At 64.0% G+C, this 17,213-nt stretch carries 17 protein-coding genes and 1 tRNA gene; 13 read left to right on the top strand and 5 right to left on the bottom strand.

Annotation, left to right across the window (positions count from 1 at the left end; translation table 11 throughout):
* Nucleotides 1-130: 130 nt before the first annotated feature.
* On the top strand, nt 131-346 hold the full coding sequence (locus JQ641_RS03045) for a hypothetical protein (RefSeq protein ID WP_211994367.1): 216 nt from the start codon (nt 131-133) through the stop codon (nt 344-346).
* Nucleotides 347-484: 138 nt separating this feature from the next.
* On the opposite strand, the gene JQ641_RS03040 is transcribed toward JQ641_RS03045, so the two are convergent.
* Nucleotides 485-2,173 carry an MFS transporter gene (locus JQ641_RS03040; RefSeq protein WP_211994366.1) on the bottom strand — a complete coding sequence of 563 codons (1,689 nt, stop codon included), beginning with the start codon at nt 2,171-2,173 and terminating at the stop codon, nt 485-487.
* A 149-nt stretch (nt 2,174-2,322) separates the two neighbouring features.
* Here JQ641_RS03040 and JQ641_RS03035 point away from each other — a divergent pair, with 149 nt between their 5' ends.
* The 7 genes from JQ641_RS03035 (at nt 2,323) to JQ641_RS03005 (ending at nt 10,399) form a co-directional block, all read left to right on the top strand.
* A complete protein-coding gene (locus JQ641_RS03035) occupies nt 2,323-3,696 on the top strand; it encodes a hydrolase (RefSeq protein ID WP_211994365.1) in 1,374 nt (457 codons plus the stop codon).
* A gap of 163 nt (nt 3,697-3,859) precedes the next feature.
* On the top strand, nt 3,860-5,263 hold the full coding sequence (locus JQ641_RS03030) for a cytochrome P450 (RefSeq protein WP_211994364.1): 1,404 nt from the start codon (nt 3,860-3,862) through the stop codon (nt 5,261-5,263).
* Nucleotides 5,264-5,320: 57 nt separating this feature from the next.
* Nucleotides 5,321-6,733, top strand: a complete 1,413-nt coding sequence (locus tag JQ641_RS03025) for an adenylate/guanylate cyclase domain-containing protein (RefSeq protein ID WP_211994363.1) — start codon at nt 5,321-5,323, stop codon at nt 6,731-6,733.
* Between the two features lie 238 nt (nt 6,734-6,971).
* Complete coding sequence (locus tag JQ641_RS03020) at nt 6,972-7,499, top strand: tellurite resistance TerB family protein (protein WP_211994362.1); 528 nt, start codon at nt 6,972-6,974, stop codon at nt 7,497-7,499.
* A 216-nt stretch (nt 7,500-7,715) separates the two neighbouring features.
* On the top strand, nt 7,716-8,495 hold the full coding sequence (locus JQ641_RS03015) for an SDR family NAD(P)-dependent oxidoreductase (protein ID WP_211994361.1): 780 nt from the start codon (nt 7,716-7,718) through the stop codon (nt 8,493-8,495).
* A 143-nt stretch (nt 8,496-8,638) separates the two neighbouring features.
* Complete coding sequence (locus tag JQ641_RS03010; protein ID WP_211994360.1) at nt 8,639-9,460, top strand: glutamine amidotransferase; 822 nt, start codon at nt 8,639-8,641, stop codon at nt 9,458-9,460.
* A gap of 129 nt (nt 9,461-9,589) precedes the next feature.
* Nucleotides 9,590-10,399 (top strand): enoyl-CoA hydratase, encoded by an 810-nt coding sequence (locus JQ641_RS03005; protein WP_211994359.1) that lies wholly within the window; start codon nt 9,590-9,592, stop codon nt 10,397-10,399.
* A gap of 228 nt (nt 10,400-10,627) precedes the next feature.
* On the opposite strand, the gene JQ641_RS03000 is transcribed toward JQ641_RS03005, so the two are convergent.
* A tRNA-Ala gene (locus JQ641_RS03000) sits at nt 10,628-10,703 on the bottom strand.
* Nucleotides 10,704-10,885: 182 nt separating this feature from the next.
* Here JQ641_RS03000 and JQ641_RS02995 point away from each other — a divergent pair.
* From JQ641_RS02995 to folD, 3 genes are read left to right on the top strand one after another with little or no spacing between them, the layout of a single operon-like run.
* Complete coding sequence (locus JQ641_RS02995) at nt 10,886-11,176, top strand: YggT family protein (protein WP_192739394.1); 291 nt, start codon at nt 10,886-10,888, stop codon at nt 11,174-11,176.
* Nucleotides 11,177-11,195: 19 nt separating this feature from the next.
* Entirely contained in the window at nt 11,196-11,525 is a 330-nt protein-coding gene (locus JQ641_RS02990; RefSeq protein ID WP_211994358.1) for a DUF167 domain-containing protein, read from the top strand.
* A 1-nt stretch (nt 11,526) separates the two neighbouring features.
* Nucleotides 11,527-12,411: a bifunctional methylenetetrahydrofolate dehydrogenase/methenyltetrahydrofolate cyclohydrolase FolD gene (gene folD / locus JQ641_RS02985; RefSeq protein ID WP_211994357.1), complete on the top strand. Its 885-nt coding sequence runs from the start codon at nt 11,527-11,529 to the stop codon at nt 12,409-12,411.
* A 159-nt stretch (nt 12,412-12,570) separates the two neighbouring features.
* Here the strand turns inward: folD and JQ641_RS02980 are convergent, their stop codons facing one another.
* The 3 genes from JQ641_RS02980 to JQ641_RS02970 form a co-directional block, all read right to left on the bottom strand.
* Nucleotides 12,571-14,052: a M20 family peptidase gene (locus tag JQ641_RS02980; RefSeq protein ID WP_211994356.1), complete on the bottom strand. Its 1,482-nt coding sequence runs from the start codon at nt 14,050-14,052 to the stop codon at nt 12,571-12,573.
* 207 nt (nt 14,053-14,259) lie between these two features.
* Nucleotides 14,260-14,796, bottom strand: a complete 537-nt coding sequence (gene ppa / locus JQ641_RS02975; RefSeq protein ID WP_211994355.1) for an inorganic diphosphatase — start codon at nt 14,794-14,796, stop codon at nt 14,260-14,262.
* Nucleotides 14,797-15,018: 222 nt separating this feature from the next.
* Nucleotides 15,019-15,528 (bottom strand): GNAT family N-acetyltransferase, encoded by a 510-nt coding sequence (locus JQ641_RS02970; protein WP_192739389.1) that lies wholly within the window; start codon nt 15,526-15,528, stop codon nt 15,019-15,021.
* A 312-nt stretch (nt 15,529-15,840) separates the two neighbouring features.
* Between JQ641_RS02970 and JQ641_RS02965 the strand changes: the two genes are divergently transcribed.
* Both JQ641_RS02965 and JQ641_RS02960 read left to right on the top strand, forming a co-directional pair.
* Nucleotides 15,841-16,737 (top strand): serine aminopeptidase domain-containing protein, encoded by an 897-nt coding sequence (locus tag JQ641_RS02965; protein ID WP_211994354.1) that lies wholly within the window; start codon nt 15,841-15,843, stop codon nt 16,735-16,737.
* A gap of 7 nt (nt 16,738-16,744) precedes the next feature.
* Entirely contained in the window at nt 16,745-17,212 is a 468-nt protein-coding gene (locus tag JQ641_RS02960) for a DUF2269 family protein (protein WP_211994353.1), read from the top strand.
* Nucleotide 17,213 lies beyond the last annotated feature (1 nt).

Below are 17,213 nucleotides of genomic sequence, written 5' to 3'. Positions count from 1 at the left end.
TCGATGCGACGCAGGCGTTTTTTTCGTTTCCCGCGCGCCGTTTTTTGCCGGACCAGGTCCGGGCTGGCTTTCGCCTGAAAACGCGATAGAAGGCGGGGATCGTTTATTGCTGTGTGTGAAGGCAACTAAGATGACCAGATTTCTTTTCGTTATTCCCTTTGTTCTGATGACCTCGATGGCTTCGGCGCAGCAGCAACAGGGCCATGACGCCTGCGCCCGCGACGTCTCGCGGTTTTGCCGCGCCCAGATGAATGACGGCGACATGGTCGTGCTGGCGTGCCTGCAGCAGAACCGCGCCCGTATCAGCAAGGGCTGTCAGCAAACGCTGGCGAGCCACGGGCGGTAGTTAGTCTCTCCGTCATTCCGGGGCGTGCGAAGCACGAGCCCGGAATCCATTCATCCGCGTAACCTGCCGCCCAGTGGATTCCGGGCTCATCGCTTCGCGATGCCCTCAGATGCGCAATTGCGCATCGGGGAATGACAATCAAGTACTGCTCCCCGCCACGGTCGCGACCGGCAATACCTCGTTGGCGGCGCGGTCGGGCGTATCTTCCTTCCAGCGCACCGATCCGAACGGCCGCTCCAGCATGCGGCGCACGCGGATCGGCTCGGGTCCGAGGTGGAAGTCGATCGCGCGCTGGTGCAACGCGCGTTCGGATTGCGTCGCGCGGTTGCGCTGGCGCAGATAATCCAGCCAGGTAGGGCAGTGATAGCGTTCGGTCCACAATTCCGGATCGGCGATGTCGCGCGCGATCGACCAGCCATAGGCGCCGTTGCGCTGGCGGCTCAGCTGCACTTCCTGCATCACATTGTGGAACAGCCGGGCGTTGTCCTGCGCCACGCGATATTCGATCTCGACCACCAGCGGTCCGCTGCGCCCTGTCAGCGACAGCCGCACTTCGGGATCGGCCAGCACTTCGGTGGCGGCCTCGTTGCGCGCGCCGACCGGCGGCATGCGCAGCCAGATGCCGAGAACAGGCGAAACCAGCATCAGGCCTGCGGAGACCAGCAACGCGGCCTCGACGCCGGCGTAGTCCGTAAGATGGCCCCAGCCCCAGCTTCCGACCGCGATGCCGCCGGCGATCGCGGCCTGGAAGGCGGCCAGCGAGCGACCCGCGACCCAGCGCGGCGCCGAGAGTTGCACGCCGATGTTGAACAGCGCGACCGCCAGCATCCACACGCCGCCGGCGAGCACGAGCGCCGCTGCGGTCAGCGCCGCGTTCTTGCTGAATGCGACGGCGGCAATCGCGCCGGCCATCGATATCGCGCAGGCGCGCACCGCGGCTTCGCCGCTCAGCCGCTTGCGCACTTCCGTGATGTTGAGCGCCCCGATAACGGCGCCCATGCCGAAGGCGCCTAACATGATGCCGTAGGTCTGCGCGCCGCCATGCAAGAGATCGCGCGCCACCAGCGGCATCAGCGCCGAGACCGAACCGCCGATCAGGCCGGTGACCAATGTTCGTATCAGCACGATGCGGATCGACGGCGAGTTGGCGATATAGCGTACGCCGGAGACCATCGCGCGGTTGAGACGCTCGCGCGGCAGGCGCGACGGTTCGTGGGTGCGGTTCCACAGAAACAGCACGACCATCAGCGGCAGATAGAGCACCGCATTGACCGCAAACGCCGCGACCGCACCCGCGGTCGCGACCACGATGCCGCCGACCGCCGGTCCGAAGCTTCGCGCGATGTTATAGCTGATGCCGTTGAGCGCGACGGCCTGCGGCAGCGTTTCCGCCGGCACCTGCTCGCTGACCGAGGCCTGCCAGGCCGGCCCGAACAACGCCATGCCGCAGCCGACGATGAAGCACAGCGCCAGCAGCACATTCGGGGTCACGAGGTTGAGCCACGCCAGCACGGTCAGCGCGGTGGCGCCGACCAGTGCGATCGACAGCGAGACCAGCGCCACGACGCGCCGGTCGTGCATGTCGGCGATGGCGCCGGCCGGCATCGAGATCAGCATGATGGGGAGCATCAGGGCGGTTTGCACCAAGGCGACCTTGTCGGCCGAGGACGTCATCTGCGTCATCGCCCAGGCCGCGCCGACGCCCTGGATCAACAGGCCGAGGTTGGACACCAGGCTGGCCAGCCAGATCCGCCGGAACACCGCGTGCCGCAACGGCGCTGCGATGCTGTCGGCGGCAAAACGCGAGCGCTTAGGCTGGTCGGTCATGGTCCGTTCCGCCTGTCCCCTGTCACCGGTTTGATTCCATTTGATTTTAAAGTGATGCCTGCCAAAACCCTGCCCTGTCCAGTAGTTACACCGCCCTCGGTGGTGCTAGGACACAGCTAAAGTACTGAAAAGTAACGGAAGGTCACAAAATGAGCCTATCGCGGCGATCGATCCTGAAAAGCGCCGGCGCGCTATCTTTGCTGGGCGGCCCCTTCGGATTTCAGGCGTTGGCACAGGCTGCGCCGGCTGGTCCTGCCGCCGCCGATATTCCGCCGATCCTGTTCGTGCACGGCAACGGCGATCATGCCGCGCTCTGGATCACCACGCTGTGGCGGATGGAATCGAACGGCGTGCCGCACGAGCGGATGTTCGCGATCAATTTCACCGATCCCCTGGCGCGCAGCGACGACAAGGTGGAGCAGCCGAACCGCTCGTCGACCGAAGACCAGCGCCGCGAACTCGCCGAGGCGATCAAGGAACTGAAGCGCCGCACCGGTGCGCCGCGCGTCGCGCTGGTCGGCAATTCGCGCGGCGGCAATTCGATCCGCAATTATGTCAAGAACGGCGGCGGCGGCGATGTCAGTCATGCCGTGCTCTGCGGCGTTCCCAACCACGGCGTCTATGACTGGGACGACGGCCTCGGCGGCGAGTTCAACGGCCGCGGGCCTTTCCTGCGCGGCCTCAACGAGGGCGAAAAAGAAGTCACTGATGGCACGGCATTTCTGACGCTGCGCAGCGACGGCATCGACAAATTCGCGCAAGCCGACGGCCGCTTCGTCGGCAAGCCGGGCACGCCAACCGGCGTGACCGCAGAAGGTCCGGCGCTGAGGGGTGCAACCAATCTGGCGCTCGGAGCAATCGATCATCGCGAGACCGCGTACCATCCGCGCGCGTTCCGCGAGATCTACAAGTTCATTGCCAGCCGCGAACCGTCGCGTCTCGATATCGTGCCGGAAGCGCAGGTCAGGCTGAGCGGGCTGGTGACGGGCACGCCGACCGGCGTTCAGACCAACCGTCCGGTATCCGGCGCAACGGTCGATGTCTATCGCGTCTCCGCCGAGACCGGCGAACGCAATGGCGGGCCGATTCATTCTTCGCAGACCGGCGCCGATGGCCGCTGGGGTCCGGCGCAGGTCGACCCGACCTGGTATCTCGAAATCGTGCTGACCTCGCCGCACGCGACCACGACGCATTTTTACCGTTCGCCATTCCCGCGCTCCTCCGACATCCTGCATTTGCGGGCCGCCCGGCCGCTCGGATCCGCCGATTCCGGTGCGGGCGCTGTGGTGCTGATGTCGCGGCCGCGGGGCTATTTCGGTCTGCCGCGCGACGTGGTGCTGTTCGACGGCAAGGAGCCCAAGGACGTGAAACCGGGCGTGCCGACCGATTCGGTCACCACCTTGCGGCTTCCGGCTGAGGAGGCAGGCCGCGCCGTGGTGGCGCTGTTCAACCAGGAGCGAATCGTGGCGCGGGCCTGGCCGGCAGCGGAAAACCGGATTGCGGTAGCTGAGCTGACTTATTAGCTGTTTCTCGACCATTTACCGGTGCCGGCGCCTTTGTCATGCCGGGATCGGAGACATAGATAGATATTGGATAGATTTTGGCCCGCATGAGCGCAGCGATATGCGGGGCTTTGGCACCATCCCGGATATCGCTTCGCTCATCCGGGCGACGAAAGTGGCGCCTATGAGCATTGCCGAAGCCTACGACATGCCGGTCGCGCAGCCGCTGGTGCCACCGAGCCCGCCGCGTGCGCCGGACGACATGACGATGCTGCGGCGGATCAAGGCGATCCGCGAGAACGTGATCGGCAGCTGGGGCCAGCGGGCCTATGAAGAGGACATCGTCCGCGGCCGTTTTTTCCGGCGCAGCACTTTCATTCTCAACACGCCGGACGCCATCCGGCATGTCCTGGTCGACAATTACGAGAATTATACGCGCACGCCGGCCAGCTTCCGGGTGCTGCGGCCGCTCGTCGGCGACGGATTGTTGACCGCCGAGGGACGCGCCTGGAAACATCAGCGCCGAACGCTGTCGCCGGCCTTCACGCCGCGCGCAGTGACGACGCTGGTTCCGCACATGCTGTCGGCAACCGACCAGACCATCGCCAAGCTCAGGGCCGCCAGCAATGCGCCGGTCGATTTACGCGAAGCGATGCAGCGGATGACGCTCGAGATTGCCGGACGCACGATGTTTTCGTTCGGTATGGACCGCCACGGCGCCGCCTTGCGCAATTTCGTGACGGAGTATGGCGAGCGGCTGGCGTCGCCGCATTTTCTCGACATGCTGCTGCCGCCGCGCTGGCCAAGCCCGCAGGATTTCGCGCGCGCCCGCTTCCGCAAGCGCTGGACGGTCTTTGTCGGCATGCTGATGGAAGAGCGCCGCGCCGCCGGCAAGACCGAAGGCGCCCCGCCGCGCGATCTGTTCGACCTGATGGGCGCGGCGCGCGATCCCGAAACCGGCGAGGCCTTCAACGACGAACAGCTCGGCGATGAAGTCGCGACCATGATTCTCGCCGGCCACGAGACGACTGCCACCGCGCTGTTCTGGTCGCTCTATCTTTTGGCGCTCGACCCCACGACCCAGGAACAAGTTGCGGCCGAGGTGCAGGGCGCGAGCGTCAATGGCGAGCTCGCCACCGTAAACGGGGCGGTTGACATCGAGCGGTTGAAATTCACCCGCGCGGTGGTCGACGAGACCATGCGGCTTTACCCGCCCGCTTTCCTGATCATTCGCGCGGCGGCCGGGCCGGATACGATCGGCGGCATGCCGGTGAAGAAAAACGACGTCGTGCTGATCGCGCCGTGGCTGCTGCACCGGCATGAAAAACTGTGGCGCGATCCGAACGCGTTCGTGCCCTCGCGGTTCATGACGGGGACGCCGCCCGATCGATTCGCCTATCTGCCGTTCGGCGTCGGCGCGCGCGTCTGCATCGGCGCGCATTTCGCGCTGGTGGAGGCGGTGCTGGCGCTGGCCAAGATGATCGGCGCGTTCCGTGTCAGCATGGTCGACAAGGCGCCGGTGATGCCGGTCGGCGTGGTGACGACCCAGCCCGACCGCTCACCGCTGTTTGCCATCGTGCCGCGGTGATGCGCATGGCGCATTGCCTGGCTTGGAGGCCCGCCCAATCTGCTCTAGGCTGCGATCATGAGTGACGTCAAAGCGCAATTTTCCATGCTCAATCAGACCGCCGATCCCGCGGTGGCCGATGCGATCCGGCTTGCGGTCGAGAACGGCCAGGACCATGAGCTCAACCGCATCAACGTGCTGGATTTTGCGAAACGCACCGGGCTGGACGAAGAGCGGGTGATTTCGGGCTTTCTGCACGCGTCGCGGCTTGGATTGTTCGACCTGACCTGGAACGTGTTGTGCCCCGGTTGCGGCGGTGTGCTCGGCGCCCACAGCACGCTGAAATCGCTCAGTCCGGACGACTACCATTGCGGGCTTTGCGCCTGCGGTTACGAGGCCTCGGTCGACGAGCAGGTCGAGGTGGCCTTTACCGTCAGCCCGCGCGTTCGGCGCATCGCCGCGCATGATCCGAACACGCTGCCGGTCTGGGAATACTACAAACAGATGTTCTGGAGTTCGGGCATCGATTTCGACGCGGCTGATATCGCGACACTGGCCGACGAGGTGACGCTGGACACGCTCGAACTGCCGGCGGGCGAGAAGGCGGTGCTGTCGCTGCAATTGCCGAAAGAATTCATCATCGTGTTCGAACCGGTGACGCATTCGGCTGAGTTCATCGACGTTCAGGGCGAGCCGACCAAGGAGCGCCAGCAGCTGTCGCTGGTCTACAACAAAACTCCGACGCCGACGGGCGGAACCAGGACCCTGCGTCCGGGGCCGCTACGATTGTCGCTCGACAATCAGGCCGATGTGCGGACGTTGCCTACGGTCTTTATCGCGGGTGATGTGATGCATCACCTGATCGGCAAGCGGAAGCCGTTTCTCACGGCCAAGCGGATGCTGTCGAACCAGACCTTCCGCGACGTGTTCAAGGCCGACAATCTCAGCGTCGATCAACGCCTCAAGATCACGTCGCTGACCTTCCTGTTCACCGATCTGAAAGGATCGACCGCCTTGTACGAGCGGGTCGGCGATCTCGCAGCGTTCGATCTGGTGCGCGCGCATTTCCACGCGCTGCTGGAAATCATCTCGTCGGAAAAGGGCGCCGTCGTCAAAACGATTGGCGATGCCGTGATGGCGACGTTCGTCAAGCCCGAACATGCGATCGTTGCGGGCTTGCGCATGCGTTCCGCGATGGACGCCCTCAATGCTGCGCGCGGCACCGAGGACCTCGTCGTCAAGATCGGCATTCACGAAGGCCCGTGTCTTGCCGTCATGCTCAACGAGCGGCAGGACTATTTCGGCCAGACCGTGAATATCGCCGCCCGTGTGCAGAGCCTGTCGACCTCGCAGGAAATGCACATCACCGGTCCGGTGATCGAGTCGCCCGCGGTTGCCAGCATCCTCGAGAGGGAAGCGATCAAGCCGATCCAGAAACAGGCGGCGCTGCGCGGCATCGCCGACAAGATCGTGGTGTACGAAATACCGTAGGACAGGTTCCGTCATTGCGAGCCACCGGGTCGCGCGAATGCGCGCCCGATGACAGGCTCCGCGAAGCAATCCATTCCTCCGCCCGCACTGCTATGGATTGCTTCGCTTCGCTCGCAATGACGCCGTAGGGGCTATAGATTGCCTAAACGTAATGCTTCCCCGGCAGGCCCCGCGCATTGCACAGCCTGATTTTCCACGCCATATAACCGCTATCAATCTTCGTTCCACAGAGGTGTCGATGCTCGACGGACTTCGCCAATTCATCGCCGACATTGTCTCCCCCGATGCGGATCGCGATCGGGCGTTCGACGATACCGGGTATCTTCTGGCGGCGACGGCGCTGCTGGTTCATGTCGTCTCGCTCGACGGCGAGCCGACGGCGCTGGAGAAGCGCAAATTGCACAGCCTGATCGAAAGCCGCTTTGAGCTCGATCCCGGCACCGCGGACCGGTTGATTGCTTCGGCGACGCGGGTCGAAGGCGACGCGGTCGATCTCTATCATTTCACCAGCGTCATCATGCGCAGCGTGAATGAGGAGGGCAGGCTCCGCATCGTCGAGATGATGTGGGAAATGGTCTATGCCGACGGTGACGTTACCGAGTTCGAGGATAACGTGCTCTGGCGCGCCGCAGATCTGCTGGGCGTCTCGTCTCGCGACCGTATCGATCTCAAGCACCGAGTCGCGGAGCGGCAAGGAAACCCTGAGGGCAAGTCTCAAGGCAAGCCGCTCGCGGGCGCGTCGAAGGCGGCCGACGCGACAACGTAAGCGCTGTGCCTAGCCGCAGATGACGAAACTTTAATGTGGAGCGCGGCCCGCGATCCCGACGCGCGATAGACCCTGAAAATACTGGACTTCGACCCAGCAAACGCGTGCCTTTGCATGGCGATATGCTTGCGGGGTGGCTTGCGTCGCACCACAAGCCTATGCTCTCGTTCTCCCGTTGGGCGGCATTTCCGTAATTCATTTTAAGAGCATTCGATCGTGACTGAGCGTGTGGCGCTGATTACCGGTGCATCGGCGGGCATCGGCACCGAACTGGCGCGCGTGTTTGCTTCCAGGGGCCATCGCGTGGCGCTGGTGGCGCGGCGCGAGGACCGGTTGACGGCGTTGGCGGCTGAAATCACGGCGGCCGGCGGTGCGGCGCCGATCGTGATTCCCTGCGATCTCACCCAAACGGGGGCAACCGACCGGATTGCCGACGCACTGGCGGCGGCCGGCGTCGAAGTGGAATATGTCGTCAACAATGCGGGCTTCGGCGTGTTCGGCAAGGCGATCCAGCGCGATCGCGCCGATCAGCTCGACATGATCACGGTCAACATCAGCGCGCTGACGGATCTGTCGCTGCGGTTTGCCGATCAGCTGATCCGCCATCGCGGCGGGCTGCTCAACATGGGCTCGGTCGCAGGTTTTCTGTCCGGCCCGGGGATGGCGGTCTATTACGCGTCCAAGGCCTATGTATTGTCGTTCACCGAAGCGATGCGGGCGGAACTGGCGCCGCGTGGCGTCCGCGTCACCGTGGTGTGTCCGGGCCCGGTGCCGTCGGAGTTCCAGGCCCGCGCCGGCTTTGCGCCCGGATTCGATTCGGTAATCCTCAACGTCCTGCCCGCCCATGTCGCCAGGCAGGCCTATGACGGGTTGATGGCCAACAAGCGTGCGGTGTTGCCCGGTATTGGCATCAAGATCGTGCCGTTCCTGCTCAGGTTCTTCCCGCGGTCGTTCATCCTGGCGGCGGTCGGCCGTTTACAGCTGCGCAAGCGCTGAAAAGGTGACGTGACGCGCCTCACAGACGCTCTGGCCCGCGATTTGCTTACAGATATTTGCAAATATCTGCAGGCCCCGCATGAACTCACCTGAAATTAAGACTCACTTAGGTATGGTTTTGGTTTGAGGCCCTGAGCACGTCGATGTCGTTCCGGTCGCGAAAAAATGGCGAAAACGTCCTGCCCTTTCCGGGGCGAAGGGCGCTGGCTGCCGCGCAGACCCAAAAAACCCTACCAACCCTGCTGCCACCTTTGCTGCCGGTCCTGATCATCCTGCACCAGGAGAGCTCGACGCCGGGCCGGGTCGGCAACGCGCTGCGTGCGCTGGGGCATACCCTCGACATTCGCCGCCCGAGGTTCGGCGACCCCCTGCCGGAGACGCTGGATCTGCATGCCGGCGCGGTGATCTTCGGCGGCCCGATGAGCGCCAATGACGGCGACGAATATGTGCGCCGGGAGATCGACTGGATCGAAATTGCCCTGCGCGAGCAGCGGCCGTTCCTCGGCGTCTGCCTCGGCGCCCAGATGCTCGCCAAACAATTGGGCGCGCCGGTAGCACCCCATCCGCAAGGCCGTACCCAGATCGGCTACTACCCGATCCGCCCGACGACAGCCGGCCACGCGGTCTGCCCAAACTGGCCGGATCAGGTTTACCACTGGCACCGCGAGGGGTTCGAGCTGCCGGCCGGCGCCGAATTGCTGGCGGAGGGCGACGACTTTCCGGTGCAGGCATTCCAGTCCGGCCATGCCTTCGGCTTCCAGTTTCATCCCGACGTGACCTACGCGATGATGCATCGCTGGACCACGCGCTGCGAGACAATGGATCTGCCGGGTGCGCGGGCGCCGCATTCGCACTTCGCCGATCGCGCGGTGCACGACGTCGCGGAGCGCGCGTGGCTGCAGCAATTCATCGCCGGCTGGCTCAAGCGCATGCCGATGTCGATCATGTCGGAAGCGGCCGAATAGCCGCCACGCGGAATTTCCCCGCGCCTCCACGCGCCTTTCAAAACCATCAGATGTGCTAATCTGTCCGCATGGCGTGGCCGAAAGGCGCGCGCGCGAAATTCAACAACAGAAAACAACAGGGAGATCGCGGTGACCTACCAACACATTCTGTACGAAGTGAGCGACAAGGTCGCGACTATCACGCTCAACCGGCCGGACCGTATGAACGCGTGGACCGCGATCATGGAGCGCGACGTGCGCCATGCGATGGAAACCGCTGCCGCCGACGAGAATGTGCGCGTCATCGTGCTGACAGGCGCGGGTCGCGCATTCTGCGCCGGCGCCGATATGGAAGGGCTGAAGGGAATCGATCCCAACGAAATCAGGCGCGGCGAGAACACGCCGTTCGACATGAACCGGCGTGCCGACTGGCAGACGCGCTACGCTTATTACCCGGCGATTCCAAAACCCGTGATCGGCATGCTGAACGGCGCCACCGCCGGCATCGGCCTCGTGCATGCGCTGTATTGCGATCTGCGCTTTGCCGCCGACAACACCGTGTTCACGACCGCGTTCTCGCGCCGCGGGCTGATCGCCGAGCATGGCATCAGCTGGATGCTGCCGCGAATCGTCGGCCACGCCAACGCGCTCGATCTGCTGATGTCCTCGCGCCGCGTTTCCAGCGAGGAAGCGCTGCGCATCGGCCTCGTCAACCGGCTCTATGCGCCGGATCAATTGCGTGAGCAGACCTACGCCTATGCCCGCGACCTCGCCGATTTCGTCTCGCCCAGCGCGATCTCGGTGATCAAGCGCCAGCTCTACGACGTGCCGTTCCAGACGCTCGCCGAAGCCACCATCGACGCCAACCGGGAAATGCAGATCGCGCTCAAGGGCAGCGATTTCAAAGAGGGCGTGGCGAGTTTCATGGAAAAGCGGCCGCCGAGGTTTACGGGGAAGTGAGGCCCAGTCATTTGGCAGCCCGTCGTCGCCCTTCGGGCTATGCCGGGCACCACGCTTCGCCCATCAGGCTCCGTCGTGGCTGCGCCACGCGTAGCCCGACAGGTGAATTTAAGCTGATGTCTGTGGATGTGTCCGGCCCGTCGTCGCCCTTCGGGCTATGCCGGGCACCACGCTTCGCCCTTCAGGTTCCGTCGTGGCTGCGCCACGCGTAGCCCGAAGGGCGAAGCGTGGTGGAGCCAGGCGGGATCGAACCGCCGACCTCGTCATTGCGAACGACGCGCTCTCCCAGCTGAGCTATGGCCCCATCGCGGCCGCCCAAACTGAGAACAGGCGACCGACAATCGGCGCCATTTACAGTCCGGCCCAAGGTCAAGTCAAGAACGGTTAAAGCGCCGATTCCGGGGTCTTTTTGATGGGAACTTCCCTTGTTTGCGGGGGGATGAACCGATATCTAGCAGGGTACCCCACCTGCGAGCCCCCTCCATCATGCGCGCTGTCCTCGACATCATCTCCATCGTCCTCGACCTCTATATCTGGCTCTTGATCGCCTCCGCCATCCTGTCCTGGCTGATCGCCTTCAATGTCGTGAACACGCGCAACCAGTTCGTCGCGGCCGTGGCCGAATTCCTCTACCGGATCACCGAGCCGGTGCTGGCGCCGATACGCCGGATGCTGCCCAGTCTGGGCGGGCTCGATATCTCGCCGATTATCCTGATCCTGATCATCATGTTCATCCAGCGGGTGATCGCCTACTACATCTATCCCAACGTGATCTGATCGAGGGCGCCGCGAATTGATGGAGCCTTGGCGTTATTCCACCGAGGGCATCAGTGTGGCGCTGCGGGTCACGCCGCGCGGCGGCCGCGACGACATCGACGGGATTGAAACGCTCGCCAACGGGCGTTCCGTGGTCAAGGTGCGGGTTCGCGCCATCGCCGAGGGCGGGGAGGCCAACCGCGCGGTCATGGAACTGATGGCAAAGGCGCTCGGCGTGCCCAAGGCCAAGGTGAAAATCCAGTCGGGCGTGACATCGCGCCTCAAGCAGATCGCCGTCGATGGCGATCCCAAATCGCTCGGCGATTCCTTGCGCAGGCTGACCGCAGTCAAACCGGATACGAAGGATTGAGATGACCGCCCGCATCATCGATGGAAAGACCATTGCAGCAGAGCTCCGCGGCCGCGTTGCCGGCGAAGTCGCGCGGATCAAGGCCGCGCATCAGATTACGCCCGGGCTCGCGGTGGTGCTGGTCGGCAGCGACCCGGCGAGCCAAGTCTATGTCCGCAGCAAGCACAAGCAGACCCAGGAAGCCGGCATGGCGTCGTTCGAGCACGTGCTGCCCGAAGACGTCGCGCAGGCGGACTTGCTGGCGTTGATCGCGCAACTCAATCGCGATCCCGCCGTGCACGGCATTCTCGTGCAACTGCCGCTGCCGAAATCGCTGCATACCGAAACAATCATCAATGCGATCGATCCCGCCAAGGATGTCGACGGGCTGCATCCGAACAATGCCGGTCGCCTCGCCGGAGGCTTTGCCGCGCTGTCGCCGTGCACGCCGCTCGGCTGCATCATTCTCACCAAGAGCGTGCACGCCTCGCTCGAAGGCATGAACGCCATCGTGATCGGCCGCTCCAACCTGGTCGGCCGTCCCCTGGTGCAGTTGCTGCTCAATGAAAACGCGACGGTGACGATCGCGCATTCGCGCTCGCGCGATCTGGCGCAATTATGCGCCCGCGCCGATCTGGTCTATGCGGCCGTCGGCAAGCCGGAAATGGTGCGCGGCGACTGGATCAAGCCGGGCGCCACCGTGATCGACGTCGGCATCAACCGCCTGCCGGCCGCTGATGGCAAGACGCGCCTGGTCGGCGACGTCGCCTATGCCGAAGCGCTCAACGTCGCCGGTGCGGTCACGCCGGTGCCTGGTGGCGTCGGGCAAATGACGGTGGCGTGCCTGTTGGTGAACACGCTGCGCGCAGCGTGTGCGATTCACGGGCTGCCGAAGCCGGCGGTGTGAGTTCTCCCTCGCCCCGCGCTTGCGGGGAGAGGGTTGGGGTGAGGGGTTCTCTCCGCGAACGCTGATGCAAGTTGATAGACCTGTACCCCCTCACCCGGATCGCAAGTGCGATCCGACCTCTCCCCGCAAGCGGGGCGAGGTGAAGAACGGAGCGCGCCATCACCCCGCCGCGTTCTCGATCAACCGGCGATAAAACCGGATCATGTCGGCATAGCCCTCCAGGCTGAGGCGTTCGTTGGTGCCGTGGAAGCGCTTCAGATCGTCGGAATTGGCGCGCACCGGCGAGAAGCGGAAAATCTTGTCGGTGATCCCGGCAAAGTGGCGCGAATCGGTCGCGCCCACCATCAGCCCGGGCGCCACGATGACGTCAGGAAAAACCTCGCGGATGGTACGGTTGAGCATCTGGAACGACGGGCTTGCGGTGCCCGTCACCGGTGGCGGATCGGTGTTGCCGGGGAACGGTTTGATCGAAATGCGATCGTTGCGGATCGTGCTGCGTACATGGTCGGTGACGCTGGCCTGGGTGTCGCCCGGGATCATGCGGAAGTTGACGGTGGCTTCGGCGTTGCCGGGCAGCACGTTGTCCTTGTCGCCGGCATGGAAAATCGTCAGCGCCGTGGTGGTGCGGATCGTCGCCTCGCTCGGCCCGTTCTTCTCGAACTCGCGGATCAACAGCGGCTTGAACAGCCACAGGTTCGACAGCGCCACGCGGTTGAAGCCGTTCATCTCCGGCGCCAGCGTGTCGAACATTTCGGCGACCGTGCCGCGGATATGCATCGGCAGGCGATGGTCTTCGAGCCGCGCCAGCGCCGTGCTCAGCATGCCGATCGCGGTGTCGCGCGGCGGCATCGAGGAGTGGCCGGGCGTTGCCTGCGCGCTCAGCACCAGCGAGGCGTAGCCCTTTTCGGCAACGCCGATCAGCGCCGCTGATTTGTCGAGGCCCTTGATCATGCCTTCGGTGATCAGGAGGCCCTCGTCGACGACGAAATCGAGGCGGACGCCGCGCGAGGCCGGCAACGCCGCGATGGCCTTGGCGCCGGCGGTGCCGGCAGTTTCCTCGTCATGGCCAAAGGCAAAGTAGATCGTTCGCTTCGGCCGGAAGCCGCCCTTGGTCATCGTCTCGGCGGCCTCCAGCATCGAATAGAGGTTGCCCTTGTTATCCCAGGAGCCGCGGCCCCAGATGAAACCATCGGCAATGACGCCATCGAAAGACGGCTGCTGCCAGTCCTTTTCGGTGCCGGGCGCGACCGGCACCACGTCCTGATGCGCGAGCAGCGCGATCGGCGGCAGTTTTGGATCGGAGCCTTCCCAAGTGTAGAGCAGGCTGTACTGCCCGACGATCTCGCGCTTCGCCGCGGCGTGGAACGCCGGAAAGCTCTTCTCGATATGCGCCTGCATGCCGCGCAAGGCCTCGGCGTGCTGGTCGGGCTTTTCGTGGCTCGAGATGGTGCGGAAGCGGATCGCCTCGCTGAGGCGCGCCGCAACGGCTTGCGCGTCAACCGCAACGCGCGGGATCGCCGCCACCTGAATTTGCCGCGAGCCATGGCTGACGACGTTGAACGCCAGCACGCCGGCGAGGATCACGATAGCAGCGATCAGGAGCAGCGCGAGGTTGCGGACAATTCTGACCAGCCGTCGCATGGGACTCTCCGTCATGGCCGGAGAAGCCGTCAGGACGGCGTCGCTCCCGCTCACCATAGCCGTCTGAAGGACGGCGTCGCTTCCGCTCGCCTATGTCCCGGCCATCCACGCCTTTCCTTCTGCGCGTGACCAAAGACGTGGATGCCCGGCACAAGGCCGGGCATGATGAGATCTATCACAAAGAATGGGTCCCGGGGCGCTAGCCGCCTACTTCTTCTTCCCCTGCGCCCGTTCGATGCCTTCGATGATCAGCCTTTGGGCGTCGTTGGCATCGCCCCAGCGCAGCACCTTGACCCATTTGCCGGGTTCGAGATCCTTGTAGTGCTCGAAGAAGTGCTGGATCTGCTGCAGCGTGATGTCGGGAAGGTCGTTGTAGTTCTTCACCTTGTCATAGCGCTGCGTCAGTTTCGACGTCGGCACCGCGATGATCTTCTCGTCGCCGCCGGCCTCGTCTTCCATCAAGAGCACGCCGACCGGCCGCACGCTCATCACGGCGCCCGGCACGATCGCGCGGGTATTGGCGACCAGCACGTCGCAGGGATCGCCGTCGCCCGACAGCGTATGCGGGATGAAGCCGTAATTGCCGGGATAGCGCATCGCCGTATAGAGGAAGCGATCGACCACCAGCGTGCCGGCCTCCTTGTCCATTTCGTATTTGATCGGCTCGCCGCCGACCGGCACTTCGATGATGACGTTGACGTCATGCGGCGGATTCTTACCGGTTGAAATGGCGTCAATGCGCATGGAGGGCTCCGTGGTTGCTTGGCGCAGTCGTGCTTCGACTGGCTGGATGGTCATGCCTGGCAAATGCGCCAAGCGCGTGTTCCGCGCTGGATCCCCGGCGCATCCATCGCGTGCAGGCGGCTTTAGAAATGATGGGAGGCAAGGTCAAGCCATACTGAAGGCGCGAGTCGCGCTTTCGTCTGATATGACGATCAGATCGAAAATGGGCGTTTCAGGCTTGGCTCAGTTGGTCCAGGCGAAGGCGACCTTGTCGAGCGATTTGGGCCCGAACTTCTCCGACGAGCGGGCGACCATGCGGCCGCCGAGCGCGCGATAGAACTCCGTCGCGGGATCGTTGTCGGACAGCGCCCAGATCACCATGCTCTTGAGGCCGCTCTGCAAGAGATCGCGGCGGGCCGAGGTGAAGAGGCGGCGGCCGAAGCCGAGACCCTGGAATTCCGGACGCAGATAGAGCTCGTAGATTTCGCCTTCGAAATGCAGGCTGCGGGCGCGGTTGCGGCCGTAGTTGGCATAGCCCGCGACCTTGTCACCGAACACCAGCACGCTGACGCGGCTGCCCTTGCGGATCGCGCTGTCCCACCATTGCGGGCCACGACGGTTGATCAGCTTTTCAAGTTCGGCGCCGGGAATGATGCCCTGATAGGCCGAGCGCCAGGCTTCGTCATGGGTGGACGCCACCGCGGCTGCATCCGCAGCTTTGGCCGGCCGAACCTCGATCAGGGTTGTGCTCATGGACCCAATCAAAGCAAGTCAGCGCGTTGTCTTCAAGGTCCATCGTTAATTATCGGTTAACCTGTGGATTTTCTGCATCAGTTTACCGTCCGGCTGTACCGAAAGAGGACAGGAAGCTGAGTTTACCGGCACTTGGCCGATACGGAGCAGGGTAAAACCAGGCTCAAAACAATCGCCGAGAACGCTTCCAGCAATCCGATCACGGAAAAATGCGCTGGATCTGATTCGCCGGTATTCTGTTGGCGAATTTGCAACTCCTTCCCAAAGACTACCGTCCCATCTGCCTTTCCCAAGCCCGCGTCAGGCCAATTCATGCATCCGGCTAAAGTGTTAATCGCAGCCGTTGTCCTCGCCGCGCTCGGCATCGAGACCGGCGCTGCGCAACAAAACCTCGGCGCGCAGGGCACCGAGGGCGAGCCCAATCGCCGGCAGCAATGGCTGGTACCGTCGCCCGATCTGGGTCTCCCGTCGCACGCGCTGTTGTTTCGTCCGCCGGGCGCCGGCCCGTTTCCGCTCGCGCTGATTGCGCATGCCACCACCCAAAACGTATTGCGTCGCGCGCAAATGCCGCAGCCGGAGTATCGCGCGCTGGCGGCGTGGCTGGTGGCGCGCGGCTTTGCGGTGCTGGTGCCGGAGCGTCCAGGCCATGGTGCCACGGGCGGCAAATACCTTGAAGATCAGGGCGGCTGCGACGAGGCCGATTACGCCAGGTCAGGGCGCGCCACCGCTGATGTGATCGCGGCGGCAATGGGCTTTGTGCGCAAACAACCGTTCATCCGGTCAGGCGGAATGATCGTGATCGGGCACTCGGCCGGCGGCTGGGGCGCGCTGGCGCTCGCCAGTGAAGACCCGAAGGACGTTGCCGCGATCATCGCCTTTGCGCCCGGACGCGGCGGCCGTGCCAATGATTTTCCGGGTCAGGTCTGCGCGCCGCACACCCTGATGGCCGCCGCACGGGAATTCGGCAAAACCGCGCGCGTGCCCGTCACATGGCTGGTGGCCGCCAATGACAGCTATTTTTCGCCTGTTCTGTCGCGGCAACTGGCGGACGCGTTCCGCAACGCCGGCGGCAAGGTCGATTTCCGCGTGCTCGGGGCCTATGGCAGTGAAGGGCACTGGCTGCCGGAAACCGAAGCTGGTGTAACAAGCGCTGCCCATGAACTCGATCGGGCCTTGAAGCTGCGCGCGCACCCGGCCAAAAAACGATGACGCAACGATGACGTTGTATTTCGCGATCAAATATCTGCACGTGCTTGGCGCCATCGTCATTATCGGCACCGGCAGCGGCATCGCGTTCTTCATGCTGATGGCGCATCGCAGCGGTGACGCCGCCTTCATCGCCCGCACCGGGTCGACGGTGGTGATTGCCGACATGCTGTTCACGCTGACGGCGGTGCTGCTGCAGCCCGTCACCGGCGGTCTCTTGATGATGCTGTCATCGACGGGATTGGGCGAACTCTGGATTTCGGCCTCGCTCGGGCTCTATGCGGTGGCGGGCCTGTTCTGGGTGCCCGTGATCTTCATGCAGATCGAGATGCGCGATCTGGCGCGCGTCGCCGCGGCTGCGAATGCGGCGCTGCCGCCGCGCTACTTCGCGCTTTTCCGGCGCTGGTTTCTGTTCGGTATTCCAGGCTTTGGTTCGGTCATGGCGATCCTGTGGCTGATGATCGCGAAGCCGGTTTAGG

Source organism: Bradyrhizobium sp. JYMT SZCCT0180 (assembly GCF_018130165.1).
Classification (GTDB): domain Bacteria; phylum Pseudomonadota; class Alphaproteobacteria; order Rhizobiales; family Xanthobacteraceae; genus Bradyrhizobium.
The sequence above is the reverse complement of the archived record's forward strand: the minus strand, read 5'-3'. Positions and strand labels throughout refer to the sequence as shown.

Excerpts from the sequence above, each read along its gene's own strand:
- JQ641_RS03025 (WP_211994363.1), top strand. The coding sequence starts at position 5,321 with ATGAGTGACGTCAAAGCGCAATTTTCCATGCTCAATCAGACCGCCGAT.
- JQ641_RS02990 (WP_211994358.1), top strand. The coding sequence starts at position 11,196 with ATGGAGCCTTGGCGTTATTCCACCGAGGGCATCAGTGTGGCGCTGCGG.
- JQ641_RS02995 (WP_192739394.1), top strand. The coding sequence starts at position 10,886 with ATGCGCGCTGTCCTCGACATCATCTCCATCGTCCTCGACCTCTATATC.
- folD (WP_211994357.1), top strand. The coding sequence starts at position 11,527 with ATGACCGCCCGCATCATCGATGGAAAGACCATTGCAGCAGAGCTCCGC.
- JQ641_RS03045 (WP_211994367.1), top strand. The coding sequence starts at position 131 with ATGACCAGATTTCTTTTCGTTATTCCCTTTGTTCTGATGACCTCGATG.
- JQ641_RS03020 (WP_211994362.1), top strand. The coding sequence starts at position 6,972 with ATGCTCGACGGACTTCGCCAATTCATCGCCGACATTGTCTCCCCCGAT.
- JQ641_RS02960 (WP_211994353.1), top strand. The coding sequence starts at position 16,745 with ATGACGTTGTATTTCGCGATCAAATATCTGCACGTGCTTGGCGCCATC.
- JQ641_RS03040 (WP_211994366.1), bottom strand. The coding sequence starts at position 2,173 with ATGACCGACCAGCCTAAGCGCTCGCGTTTTGCCGCCGACAGCATCGCA.
- JQ641_RS03010 (WP_211994360.1), top strand. The coding sequence starts at position 8,639 with ATGTCGTTCCGGTCGCGAAAAAATGGCGAAAACGTCCTGCCCTTTCCG.
- JQ641_RS03030 (WP_211994364.1), top strand. The coding sequence starts at position 3,860 with ATGAGCATTGCCGAAGCCTACGACATGCCGGTCGCGCAGCCGCTGGTG.
- JQ641_RS02970 (WP_192739389.1), bottom strand. The coding sequence starts at position 15,528 with ATGAGCACAACCCTGATCGAGGTTCGGCCGGCCAAAGCTGCGGATGCA.
- ppa (WP_211994355.1), bottom strand. The coding sequence starts at position 14,796 with ATGCGCATTGACGCCATTTCAACCGGTAAGAATCCGCCGCATGACGTC.
- JQ641_RS02965 (WP_211994354.1), top strand. The coding sequence starts at position 15,841 with ATGCATCCGGCTAAAGTGTTAATCGCAGCCGTTGTCCTCGCCGCGCTC.
- JQ641_RS03035 (WP_211994365.1), top strand. The coding sequence starts at position 2,323 with ATGAGCCTATCGCGGCGATCGATCCTGAAAAGCGCCGGCGCGCTATCT.
- JQ641_RS02980 (WP_211994356.1), bottom strand. The coding sequence starts at position 14,052 with ATGCGACGGCTGGTCAGAATTGTCCGCAACCTCGCGCTGCTCCTGATC.